11 protein-coding genes are annotated in these 11,841 nt (G+C 71.5%); 4 read left to right on the top strand and 7 right to left on the bottom strand.

All coding sequences use genetic code 11. The features are described 5' to 3' along the window. Window positions 1-55: 55 nt before the first annotated feature. The 6 genes from IZR01_RS09385 to IZR01_RS09360 are packed head-to-tail and all read right to left on the bottom strand — an operon-like array spanning window position 56 to window position 4,883. On the bottom strand, window positions 56-1,234 hold the full coding sequence (locus IZR01_RS09385) for a lipid-transfer protein (RefSeq protein WP_194923619.1): 1,179 nt from the start codon (window positions 1,232-1,234) through the stop codon (window positions 56-58). Further along, complete coding sequence (locus IZR01_RS09380) at window positions 1,231-1,638, bottom strand: MaoC family dehydratase (RefSeq protein WP_228559096.1); 408 nt, start codon at window positions 1,636-1,638, stop codon at window positions 1,231-1,233. The genes IZR01_RS09385 and IZR01_RS09380 overlap by 4 nt, the downstream gene beginning before the upstream one ends. Then, window positions 1,635-2,726, bottom strand: coding sequence for an acyl-CoA dehydrogenase family protein (locus IZR01_RS53080; RefSeq protein WP_194923618.1), 1,092 nt, complete (start codon window positions 2,724-2,726; stop codon window positions 1,635-1,637). The genes IZR01_RS09380 and IZR01_RS53080 overlap by 4 nt, the downstream gene beginning before the upstream one ends. Continuing rightward, on the bottom strand, window positions 2,723-3,133 hold the full coding sequence (locus tag IZR01_RS09370; RefSeq protein WP_194892657.1) for a Zn-ribbon domain-containing OB-fold protein: 411 nt from the start codon (window positions 3,131-3,133) through the stop codon (window positions 2,723-2,725). Before IZR01_RS09370 ends, IZR01_RS53080 begins: the two co-directional genes overlap by 4 nt. Continuing rightward, entirely contained in the window at window positions 3,130-3,666 is a 537-nt protein-coding gene (locus IZR01_RS09365) for an FAS1-like dehydratase domain-containing protein (protein WP_194892656.1), read from the bottom strand. The genes IZR01_RS09370 and IZR01_RS09365 overlap by 4 nt, the downstream gene beginning before the upstream one ends. Before the next feature lie 8 nt (window positions 3,667-3,674). Continuing rightward, window positions 3,675-4,883, bottom strand: coding sequence for an acyl-CoA dehydrogenase family protein (locus IZR01_RS09360; RefSeq protein WP_194892655.1), 1,209 nt, complete (start codon window positions 4,881-4,883; stop codon window positions 3,675-3,677). A gap of 152 nt (window positions 4,884-5,035) precedes the next feature. Here IZR01_RS09360 and IZR01_RS50235 point away from each other — a divergent pair, with 152 nt between their 5' ends. Genes IZR01_RS50235 through IZR01_RS09350 form a run of 3 tightly spaced genes read left to right on the top strand, consistent with a single transcriptional unit; the run spans window position 5,036 to window position 8,453 of the window. Continuing rightward, on the top strand, window positions 5,036-6,094 hold the full coding sequence (locus IZR01_RS50235) for an NTP transferase domain-containing protein (RefSeq protein ID WP_228554125.1): 1,059 nt from the start codon (window positions 5,036-5,038) through the stop codon (window positions 6,092-6,094). Continuing rightward, on the top strand, window positions 6,091-7,365 hold the full coding sequence (locus IZR01_RS53075; RefSeq protein WP_323746959.1) for a molybdopterin molybdotransferase MoeA: 1,275 nt from the start codon (window positions 6,091-6,093) through the stop codon (window positions 7,363-7,365). Before IZR01_RS50235 ends, IZR01_RS53075 begins: the two co-directional genes overlap by 4 nt. Window positions 7,366-7,406: 41 nt before the next feature. Then, on the top strand, window positions 7,407-8,453 hold the full coding sequence (locus IZR01_RS09350; RefSeq protein ID WP_194892653.1) for a potassium channel family protein: 1,047 nt from the start codon (window positions 7,407-7,409) through the stop codon (window positions 8,451-8,453). A gap of 4 nt (window positions 8,454-8,457) precedes the next feature. Here the strand turns inward: IZR01_RS09350 and IZR01_RS09345 are convergent, their stop codons facing one another. After that, the gene (locus IZR01_RS09345) at window positions 8,458-9,303 is read right to left on the bottom strand and encodes an HAD-IB family hydrolase (RefSeq protein WP_194892652.1); all 846 of its coding nucleotides are present in this window, start codon (window positions 9,301-9,303) and stop codon (window positions 8,458-8,460) included. A gap of 804 nt (window positions 9,304-10,107) precedes the next feature. On the opposite strand from IZR01_RS09345, the gene ssd reads away from it, so the two are divergent. Then, window positions 10,108-11,838: a septum site-determining protein Ssd gene (gene ssd, locus IZR01_RS09340; protein WP_194892651.1), complete on the top strand. Its 1,731-nt coding sequence runs from the start codon at window positions 10,108-10,110 to the stop codon at window positions 11,836-11,838. Window positions 11,839-11,841 lie beyond the last annotated feature (3 nt).

Here is an 11,841-nt window from a genome sequence, read left to right as displayed (position 1 = left end):
ACGGCTGGTGGCGCGGGTACCGCCCGGGCCGGTGGGCCCAGGGCGGCGGCCGCGGTCAGGCCGCGCTGAGCACCAGCCCCGAGGTCGGCACCCCGGTACCGGCCGTGACCAGCACGTTGTGCACGTCCGGGACCTGGTTGACGGCCGTCCCCCGGACCTGGCGCACCGCCTCGGCGATGCCGTTCATGCCGTGGATGTAGGCCTCGCCGAGTTGGCCGCCGTGAGTGTTCAACGGCAGTCGGCCACCGAGGTGGACGGCGCCGTCGCGGATGAAGTCGGGCGCCTCACCGCGGCCGCAGAAGCCGAACTCCTCCAGCTGGGTCAGGACGAACGGGGTGAAGTGGTCGTAGATGACGGCGGTCTGGATGTCGTCCGGTCCCAGCCCGGACTGGCTCCAAACCTGCCGGGCGACGGTCCCCATCTCCGGGAGGCCGGTGATGTCGTCACGGTAGTAGCTGGTCATCATCTGTTGGTCATGCGCGGAGCCTTGCGCTGCGCCCGTTATAAGGACTTCCTTCCCAGGAAGGTCACGCGCGCGCTCTGCAGAGACGACAACCAACGCGACCCCGCCGTCCGACTCCTGACAGCAGTCCAGCAGCCGCAGCGGATCGGTGATCAGCTTCGAGCTCTGGTGGTCGGCCAGGGTGATCGGGCGCCCGTGGAACCACGCCGCGGGGTTGGTGGCGGCGTGGGCCCGCGCCGCCACCGCGACACGACCGAAGTCCTCGGAGGTGGCGCCGTACTTGTGCATGTACCGGCGTGCGGCCATCGCGACCCAGGCCGCCGGCGTGATGAGCCCGTAGGGCGAGTAGTAGCCGAAGTGCTGTGCCATGGGGGATTCGCCACGTGCCTGGATCGCGGCGTCCCCGCTTCCGAAGCGGCGGCCGGAACGCTCGTTGAAGGCGCGGTAGCAGACCACGACGTCGGCCAGGCCCGCGGCGATCGCCGCCGCCGCGTGCGCGACGGTCGCGCAGGCCGCGCCGCCTCCGTAGTCGACCAGCGAGAAGTAGCGCAGTTCGGCGACGCCCAGACCGCGGCCGACCATGATCGAGGGGCTGGAATCCATCGAGAAGGTCACCAGGCCGTCGACATCGCGCGGCGCGATGCCGGCGTCGTCCAGCGCCGCCTTGCACGCTTCCAGACACAGCTGGAGTTCGCTGCGGCCGGAGTCCTTGGAGAACTCCGTGGCGCCTATGCCGACGATCGCGGTCGCGCCGGACAGAGAAGCCTTCACTTGCCGATCCCTTTCAGGGTCACGGTCCCGGTCACGTGGTTGCCGAGCTGGTTGGCACCCCGGATCGCGACCTCCACGGTGCCGTCCTCCCCGACCTTCGCCACCGCGCCGGTGAGGGTCATCGTGTCGCCGGGATAGTTCGGCACCCCGAGCCGGATCGCGATCGTCAGGATCCGGGCCTCGGCACCGGCCCAGTCGGTCACGAAGCGACCGACGAGGCCGTTCGTGGTGAGGATGTTCATGAAGATGTCGGGGGAGCCCTTCTCCCGGGCCGCCGGGACGTCGTGGTGCACGTCCTGGTAGTCGCGGGAGGCGATGGCCCCGGCGACGATCCGCGTCGGGGTGATGGGGAGGACCAGCTCCGGCAACGTCTCCCCGACTTTGGGCAGCGCGGTCTCGCTCATGCGTCGTCCTCCTCTAGCGGGTGGGCGGCGATCAGCTCGCCGAGGTCGCCGGACCAGGCTTCCGCGGAACCCCCATAGAGTTCCCAGTAGCGGGCCCACGCGTGGTACCTGTGCAGGGGATAGGTGACGTCCACACCGAAACCCCCGTGCAGGTGCTGCGCGGAGCCGACGACCCGGCGCGCGCCGTCGGCCGCCCAGATCTTCGCCGTGACCACGGCGTAGCGGGCGCCGGGGGAGCAGATGTCGTTCTCTGTGACCGCACGTACCGCTTCCCACAACGCCGCCTGCATAGCGCGGGAATCGATATAGCGGTCCGCGGCACGCAACGCCACGGCTTGGAACGTGGCCAGCGGGTAGCCGAACTGCACCCGGCTGCTGACGTACTCGGCGGTCATGGCCAGGGCCCGCGCCGCGATCCCGCAGAGCATCGCCGAGGAGAACAGCGCGGCGAGTGCGCGGGCCTCGTCGACCGCTTCGCAGACCTCCATGACCTCGGCGTCGATGAACTCCAGAACGCCCAGCGGCTCGCCGGTCGTGGTCACCTGGTCCCCGATGCGCGCCGTCGACAGCGAGACCAGCGCCAGCACTTCCTTGCCGTCCTCGCGACGGGCCGGGACGAGCACCAGGTCGGCGCTGAGCGGGTACGGCACCAACTGCGTGATGCCGTTGAGCCGGTGGCCGGTCAGCCGCAACGGTACGGCGATCGTGGACGGATGCTCGGCCAGCGCAGCGGTGATGACGAGTTCGCCGGACAGCACCGCCGGCAGGTTCTTCTCACCGATGACCGAGGCCGCGACGAACGTCTCCACGAGCGGCAGCCGGGCCAGCGCGGCGCCGGCGTCGGTGAGCAGGCGCACCATGCCCGGCACGCCGGTGCCGCCGCCTCCGACGCTCTCCGGGAGGACAGCGGCGAGCAGGCCGGTGTCGGCCAGAATCCCCCACAGCCGGCGATCGTGCTCGTCGGACACCGCTTCGTTGCTGTAGGACGGACTCCGCGAGGCCTCCACATCGAGGTCGCCGAAGACCTCTCTACAGAGCTCTCCCACCGCTTCCAGCGCATCGTCTACAGAGTGATCCACGACAGTCACGACGCCCCGCCTTCTCGAGCGGGACCGGCAAAGACGAGTCCGTTCTCGAAGACGAGGCTCAACGGCATCTCGATGCGCAGGTCCTCGTTGGCGATGCCCTTCGCCCCGCAGACGATGCGCGGTCGCCTGTCGCTGTCCTCGATCTCCAGGTCTATAAGGACGACCGCATAGGGGCCCTCTTCCCAGGGAGGCAGAGGGTGATGGCAGATGGTGTAGCTGTGCAACGTGGCGTGCCCGGTCGCCTTCACCGTCGTCCAGTCCAGAGACTGGCACTCGGGACACATGGGAGACGGAGGATGCCGCAGCGATCCACAGGCTGTGCATTTCTGGATGAGCACGGCGCCTTTGGCTACGCCCTCCCAGTAGTAGGCGTTGTCGCGGCCGATGACCGGCTGGGGACGCGTCATGCCAGGGCTCCTGTGTCTTGCGCCCGCGCGGGTTTGAACCACAGCGTCCGGAACAACATCTCGCCGACCACCTCGCCGTGCTGGTCGCGGTACTCGGTGATCGAGGTGAGGAAGTAGCCCTCGCCGAGCGCCGTCTTCTTCCGCGGCGATACCGAGTCCAGCCGCGTGGTGGCGTACAGGTGGTCCCCGACGGTGAGGTACCGGTGGTACGTCTGCTGACAGTCGGTTGCCACCACCGCCAGGTAGCCGGCCTCGACCAGCGTGGCCTGAGCCCGGGTGGACCCGTCCTCGGCCCCGCGCATCCGCAGCCCGGGCATCGTCCAGGCCTGCAACGACGCCGGGGGCGCGACCACGTCGGGGTGACCGGCCGCACGGGCCGCCGCCACGTCGGTGTAGATCGGCAGTTCGTCGCCCATCGCGTCGCACCAGTGCCGGATCATCGGCTGGTTCACCGGGTCCCAGGCCGACACCGGTTCGGAAGGCGGGTCGGCGGTGTGCGCGGACACTGTCTCGTACAGCGGATCGGTCTCCACAGTTCTCCCTACCTCCGCACCCTGGGCATCGCCAGCCCGGTCATCGCGATGATCTCCCGCTGGATCTCATTGGCCCCGCCGCCGAAGGTGTTGGTCACCGCGTAGCGGTAAAGGAATTCGAGGTCGCCCGTGAGGAGTGCGCCGGGGGAGCCGGCTTTCAGGATTCCCGCCGCGCCGAGTACCTGGATCAACTCCGCCAACGCCTCTATATGCGTTTCCGTACCATGCACCTTTGCGGCGGACGCATCCGCGGGGGACAGGTGTCCCCCGGTCTGGTCTTTCTGTAGCGCCGCGACCATCTGGCCATTGAGCAGTCGCAGGCCACTGATCCGGACATGCGCGCGGGCCAGCGTGGTCTTCACCCAGGGAAGATCAATGACCCGCTTCCCGTCCGCGGCAGGCGTCTCCATGGCCCACCTCTGCACCTTCGTGAAGGACCGGATCACGCCCTGGGCCACCGCCGCCAACGCCACCCGTTCGTGGTTCAGCTGGGTGGTGATCAGCTTCCAGCCCTGGTTCTCGGCGCCGATCCGCATCGTCACCGGGACCCGGACGTCGCGGTAGTACGTGGCGGTCGTGTAGTGCGAGGCGATCGTGTGGATCTTCGTCGCCTCGAAGCCGGGGTCGCTGGTGTCGACCAGCAGGATCGAGATGCCCTTGTGCTTCGGGGCTTCCGGGTCGGTCCGGCAGGCGAGCCACACATACTCGGCAGAGTCTCCGTGCGTGGTGAAGATCTTCTGGCCGTTGACCACATAGGCGCTGCCGTCCTCGGTGCGGACCGCGCGTGTCGTCAGGCTGGCCAGATCGGTCCCGGCGCCGGGTTCGGAGTAGCCGGCCGCGACGTCGATCTCCCCGGCGAGGATCCGCGGCAGGATCAGGTCCTTCTGTTCCTGCGTGCCGAAACGCATAAGCGTCGGCCCCACAGTGTTGAGCGCCACCAAGGGCATCGGACAGCCGGTGCGCGCCGCCTCGTCGAAGAAGATGAACTGCTCCACCGGCGTCAGGCCGCGGCCGCCGTACTCTTTCGGCCATCCGACGCCGAGCCAGCCGTCGGCACCGAGCTTGCGGTGCAGGGTGCGGGCGGTGTCGGTGGCGGTGTCGGGCAGCCGCAGATCGCGGCGGACGTCCTCGGTGACCAGCGCGGCGAAGTAGTCCCGCAGTTCGGCGCGCAGGGCTCGTTGGGCCGGCGTGTAGGCCAGGTGTTCCGGTGGGCGCATGCGGTGGCGTCTCCCGCGGTCGGCGTGATCGGCTGGACAGGCGAGTGCTGAACGCCCCGACCGGAGGCTCGCGGTGGCCCGAGCGCGATCTGAGCACTCGTCAGATTAGAACACGTTCTACTGGATGGCCACACCCGGTTATGGTGGCTGTCATGGAGCGTCCGAGCGGAGTCGGCGAACCCTTCGACGTGATCGTCCTGGCCGGCGGCGGCGCGCGCCGGCTGGGCGGAGCGGACAAACCCGCGCTGGAGGTCGGCGGGGTCAGCCTGCTCGACCGGGTGCTGGCCGCTTGCCGGGGCGCGGCGTCGGTGGCGGTCGTGGGTCCGCCCCGGCAGGTGAGTCGTGCGGTCGTGTTCACCCGCGAGTACCCGCCCGGCGGAGGGCCGGTCCCGGCGCTGACCGCCGGGCTCACCGTCGGTTCGGCCGACCTGGTCGCGGTCTTCGCCGCCGACCTGCCGTTCCTCGACGCGGAGGCCGTCACGGTCCTGCGGCGCTCGTTGACCGCCGACGCAGTGCTCTACACCGATGCCCGGGGCAAGGACCAACTGCTGGCCGCGCTATATCGACGTAACAAACTGGCGGCAGCATTGGAGGCCCTTCCAGAGCTCCGGGGCGCACGGCTGTTCTCGGTCCTCAATGCGCTGGAAGTGACCCGGATCCCGGACACCCGGGGCGCGACTACGGACTGCGACACGTGGGACGCCGTTCACGCGGCCCGCGCACTGGTCGCGACACGACTCGCGACAAAGGCGAAGATGGAGGACATGGACGACAAGAAGCAGCTCGCCGACTGGTGCGCCGCCGCCGCGGCCGAACTCGGGCTGACCGGGCACGAACTCACCGACGCCGACCTGGACGCGATCCTCGCTCTGGCCGGGGTCGCCGCCCACAACGTTCTGCGACCGGCGGCGCCGCTGACCACGTTCCTGGCCGGATACGCGATCGGGTTGCGCAGCTCCACGGACGGCGGGCGCGGCGCCCTGGACGGGCCGATCGCCAAGCTCAGCGCCCTGGCTCAGGCCTGGGATCCGGCGACCGGCACGCCGGCCGGGGCCGGGCGCGGCGGCCCGGCCGGCGCCACGGTCGGCGGCTCGGTGGCCGGGAGCCCGGCCGCCACCCGCGACGCCTCCGCCGGCGCCGCCGTCGGTGGCGCGACCGGTGCCGCGGCCGACAGCCCGGCCGGCGACTCAACGGGATCCGGCGGCCGGTGAGCACGTCCTGGGCCGAGGCCCGCAAGATCGCCGGCACCGCGGCGATCCCCCTGCCCGCCACCCGCGTGCCGATGGGCCAGGCCCGCGGCATGGTGCTGGCCGAATCGCTGTCCGCGCTGGTCGACCTGCCGCCGTTCGCGACCTCCGCGATGGACGGCTGGGCGGTCGCCGGTCCGGCGGCTTGGAAGGTCACCGGCCGGGTGCTGGCCGGCCAGGAGCCCAGCCGGCTCGGCGACGGCGAGGCGGTCGAGATCGCCACCGGGGCGCGGGTGCCCTCCGGGGCGGAGGCGGTTCTGCGCCGCGAACGCGGGTTCGTCGACGCGCACGGCTGGCTGCACGTGGCCGAGAACTCCGAGGCCCACGACCGCGCGGCGGCGGTCGCCGCACCGCAGCGCTCTTATGCGGCGGTCGCCAACGGCGCCACCGCGATGCGGACCCCGCGCGGCACCGAGTTGGGACTCCCGATAGGGACCGACATCCGGCCGCAGGGCCAGGAGTCGCGCCGCGGCGAGACGCTGCTGTCAGCCGGGGCCCGCGTCACCCCCGCGGTCCTGGGCCTGGCCGCCGCCGCCGGCTACGACGACCTGCCGGTCCACGAACGCCCACGGGTCGCACTCGTCGTCATCGGCGACGAGCTGGCCGGGTCCGGCCTGCCCGATGGCGCCCGGATCCGGGACGCGCTCGGCCCGATGTTCACCGCCTGGCTCGAAGCCCTCGGGGTCGAGGTGACGGTGAGCCGGGTCGCCGACGACCCTCGCGACCTGCTCGCCGCCATCGCTTCCTCCCCGGCCGACCTGGTGATCACCACCGGCGGGACGGCGCGCGGCCCGGTGGACCACGTGCACCGGGTGCTGGCCGACCTGGGCGCGCGGCTGGTCGTCGACGGGGTCACGGTCCGGCCCGGGCATCCGATGCTGCTCGCGCAGTACGGCGGTACCAGGCAGCACCGTCGTTTCGTCGCCGGACTGCCCGGCAACCCGCTGGCCGCCGTGGCCGGCTTCGTCACGGTGGTGCGGCCGCTGCTGCGCCAGCTGTCCGGGCTGCCGGACACGTCACACTTCCTGCCGCTCGGAGATGCCGTCGGCACCCACCCGACAGACACTCGACTCGTGCCCGTCTCCGTCACCGACGCCTCCGTGCTCCCCCTGCGGTTCACCGGCCCGGCGATGCTGCGCGGACTCGCGCTGGCCGACGGACTGGCCGTCGTACCGCCGGGAGGAGGGGTGGTCGCCCTCGGCGCCGGGCAGCGGGTGGAGGTGCTGACAGTCTGAGCGAGCACACCACGTACGCCGCGCCGTTCCGCCCGGCGATCGTGCTGCCGCGCGCGGTCCCGGGCCCGCTGTGGGCGGTGCTCAAGCGGGTGCTGCTCGCGCTGGCGATCCTGGTGCTCTCGGCGGTGATCGTCTACCTCGGGCGGGACGGCTACCGGGATTCCTCCGGGAAGCCGATCGGCTGGCTCACAGCCTTCTACTACGCCACGGTGACCCTTTCCACCACCGGCTACGGCGACGTGGTGCCGGTCAGCGACTCGGCCCGGTTGATCAACACCCTCGTCGTGACGCCGCTGCGTGTGATGTTCCTGCTGGTGTTGGTCGGCACGACACTGGAAGTGCTCACCGAGCGGACCCGCAACGTATGGCGGCAGGACAGGTGGAGGTCGAAGGTGCGGGATCACACGGTCGTGGTGGGCTACGGCACCAAGGGCAGCTCCGCGGTGCAGACGCTGCTGAAGAACGGCCATTCCCCGGAGTCGATCGTGGTGGTCGACACCGATCCGGCCCGGATCGCCGAGGCCAACCGGCGCGGCCTGGTCGGCGTGGTCGGCGACGGCAGCCGCAGCGAGGTGCTGGAGCGCGCGGAGATCACCAAGGCCCGGCACGTGGTGATCAGCGCGGCGCGGGACGACACCGCGGTACTGGCCACGCTGACCGTGCGCCGGCTCACCCGGCGGGCCACCATCGTGGCCTCGGTCCGCGAGGCGGAGAACGCCCCGCTGCTGCGCGAGAGCGGCGCCACCTCGGTGGTCACCACCTCCGACACCGCCGGGCAGCTGCTCGGCGTCGCCACCATCAGCCCCAAGGTCAGCCAGGTCGTCCAGGACCTGCTGTCCTACGGCGACGGCCTGGAGCTGCTGGAACGGCCCGCGGACTCGCGCGACGTCGGCAAGGAGCCCAGAGCGGTCAAGGAGCCGGTGCTCGCGGTCATCCGCGGGTCGCGGACCATGCGCTACGACGATGTGGCGATCGGCACCGTCCAGCTCACCGACCGGCTGGTCGTGGTGCGCTCGGTGCCCGACCGCCAGCCGGACCCGGTTCCGCATCGGGACACCGGGTCTGGACGTCCCCCGACGCCTCGCTGAGGGCTCAGTCGAAGTCGTAGCGCCGCCGGCGGCGGCCTCGGGTGCCCAGCCACCAGATGGTCCCCGCGGTGGCCAGAGCGAGGCCGAGAGCCGTCCCGGACACCGCGGGCTTGGCGGCCAGCTCGCCGACCCGGGAGCGCAGCGCCACCGGCTTGTCGAAGACCAGGATCGGCCACTCGCGGGCGGTGGCTTCCTTGCGCAGGGCCCGGTCGGGGTTGACGGCGTAGGGGTGGCCCACCGACTCCAGCATCGGGATGTCAGTCGCCGAGTCGCTGTAGGCGAAGGACCGCTTCAGGTCGTAGCCGCGCTCGGCGGCCAGTTCCATGATCGCCTTGGCCTTGTTCTCGGCGTAGGCGTAGAACTCGATCTCGCCGCTGTACTTGCCGTCCTCGCCGACCGCCATCCGAGTACCGATCGCCAGGTCCGCGCCCAGCATCTCGGCGATCGGCTCCACGACCTCGGACCCGGAGGTGGAGACGATCACCACGTCCCGCCCGGCGGCCTTGTGCTCGGCGATCAGCGCCGCGGCCTCGGAGTAGATCAGCGGATCGATCAGGTCGTGCAAGGTCTCGCCGACGATCTCCTTGACCTGTTCGACGTCCCAGCCGCTGGCCATCGCGGACAGGAACTGCCGCATCCGCTCCATCTGGTCGTGGTCCGCACCGCCGGCCAGATAGACGAACTGCGCATACGCCGTCCGCAGCACAGTGCGCCGGTTGATCAGGCCGCCGTTGTAGAACGACCGGCCGAAGGCGAGGGTGGAGGACTTGGCGATGATCGTCTTGTCCAGGTCGAAGAAGGCCGCCGGACGGCCCGCGCCATCCGCACGTGCGTCCGCATGCTCATCCACACAATCGAGGATAGCGTCGTTGGTAGCGTCTACGCCGACGCGGCTTCAGATGCGCCCTCTGTGACGGCTTTGAAGCGCAGTTGCGCCCGGTCGAGGCGCCCTCTTCAGTCATTCGGCGTAATGGATGAGGGCGGGGTTTGCATTCTGCGAGCCTCGGGTACACCATGGAAGTCACGGATCGTTCGCGACCGTGCTACCACGGCCCGGCTCCTCCCCCCCGAGCCTGGTCGTGGAGAAGACCCCCGCTCTCCCCCCCGGCGGGGGTCTTCACTTTTCCTCTAACGGCGCCGCCCCGTTGCCTGCGATGTCACAGCCGCGCCCCACCCGCTCCCGGGTGGCGGCGGTCCGGCCAGCGGGTCCGCAGGTCGTGATGACAACCGGGTCGCCGCACCGGTCGGGGCCCCGCGCGGGCGCGTCACCCACAGGCCCCGCGACGCCACTCGATGCCCACTCGAATCCCCACATGCGTTCTTCACTTAAGCCCCGCCGGACACAGATCTCGGGCACAGATCTCAGACACAGATCTCAGGCACAGTTCCGACGACCGATGTCCGGATATCCGGACCCCGGTTTGCGCTTCGCTGAGAAATCCACAAGTTCGCCCACGAACTAAGACTCCGCATCCAATAACCGCGTGGCCGCTGCGCCAAACGGGGGATAGCGGTTTTCCCGAACCCGGGTTTATCCACAAGTGCTTCCGGCCGCTCTGGCGCACTCTGCGATTCCTCGGCGACCGTGGGCCGGTGGCCCGCCGACCGAAGGCGGGCCCCGATCCACAGTGGACATCGCCCCGAGGGAGCCGTCATGCCAGAGCCCACGCAGCATCCCGGGTCCGGCCGACCGGGCCGGACCCGCCGCCCGGATCCCGGCGCACGCCCAGGTCAGGGACCCGCCGCGGCCCCGGCGCCGCTGGCCGTGACCGCCGACCCGGCGCTGGCCGAGGCGCTGTTGCGGATCGCCGCCGAGGCCGGGGTGCGGATCGAGATCGTGCCCGGGCCCAGCGCCGCGCGCCGCCGCTGGGCCGTCGCGCCGCTGGTGCTGATCGGCGCGGACCAGACCGGCGAGGTGGCCCGGGCCGGGCTGCCCCGCAGACCGGAGGTCGCGCTGATCGGCCGCGATCTGGACGACGCCTCGGTCTGGCAGCGCGGCAGCGCCGTGGGCGCCGCGCACGTGCTGATCCTGCCGGACTGCGAGCGCTGGCTGGCCGGCATGCTCGCCGAGGCCGACAGCCCGCGCGGGGAGCCCGGGGCGGTGGTCGCCGTGCTGTCCGGGCGCGGCGGCGCCGGCGGCTCGACCCTGGCCGCCGCGCTGGCCCTGGCCGGCACCCGGCGCGGCCTGCGCTCCACCCTGGTCGACCTGGACCCGGCCGGCGGCGGCATCGACCTGCTCTTCGGCCTGGAGACCGAGCCCGGGCCGCGCTGGTCGGAGCTGGCCCAGTGGCGCGACGGCAGGCTGTGCGGCCGTTCCCTGCGTGAGGCGCTGCCGACCTACGCCGCCCACTCCCGGCACGGGCTGGCCGCCGGCCTGGGGTTCACCGAGGAGGGTGCGGATCGGTTGCCGGTGCTGGCCTGGCCGCGGGCCCGGCCCGGCGAGGACGACGGTCCCGGCTGGCTCGGGGCCCGGCCGGGGGTCGCCGAGGACCCCTGGTACGACAGCGGGACGCCGGCGGATCCGGCGAAGGCGGACCCGTGGCTGTCCTCGGACCCGACCGTCCATGGCGCCGACATTTCCGGCGGATCCGGGAATCCCTTGTTCGGCGCCGGAGCCGGGTATGACGGGGCAGTCCCGGACATCGACGACGATCTGTGGTCCGGCGGCGGTTCGCCGAGCCGGAAGGAAACCGCCGGACCGCACCGCGCCGGACGCCGGATCAATGCTGACGGTTCATCAGCGGAATCCCTTTCCCGGGCGAGCGTGATCGCGCTGGAAAACTCTGATTCAGAGGGATCTCGGCAAGCCGGTAGCGGCTCTGCGGTTTCCGGCCGAGTGGACGCCCGGGCGACGGTCGCCGCCCGGCCGCATCGCGGCCTGCCGGTCCTCACATGGCCGCACACCCGCACCGACATCCCGCTGCCCGCGGTCGCCGCCGAGCCGGTGCGCGCGGTGCTGACCGCGTTGGCCCAGGCCGGCGATCTGGTCGTGGTGGATCTGCCGCGAGCCCTGGACGAGGCCGCGACCGAGGCGCTGGCGCTGGCGAACGTGACGCTCATGGTGGTGCCGGCCGAGGTGCGGGCCTCGGCCGCGGCCTCGCAGTTGGCCGCGGCGGTCCGACTGGTCACCGCGGACCTGCGGGTGGTGGTCCGGCTGCCCGCGCCCGGCGGTCTGGAGCCGCTGGACATAACGGATGTGATGGGCGGACTGCCGCTGGCCGGGGTGATCGGCGCGGACCGCCGGCTGTCGGCCGCCGCCGAGCACGGCGAGCCGCCGGGCTCCAGCGCCCGGGGCAGCGTTTCCGCCTTCTGCCGGTCCTTCCTGGACGACCTGTTCGGCCTGCCGTCCGGACGGCGCGGCTCCGAGTCCCGGGCGGCGGCATGAGCA

The sequence above is a fragment of the Catenulispora pinisilvae genome (assembly GCF_015356865.1).
GTDB classification, from domain to species: domain Bacteria; phylum Actinomycetota; class Actinomycetes; order Streptomycetales; family Catenulisporaceae; genus Catenulispora; species Catenulispora pinisilvae.
The sequence above is the reverse complement of the archived record's forward strand: the minus strand, read 5'-3'. Positions and strand labels throughout refer to the sequence as shown.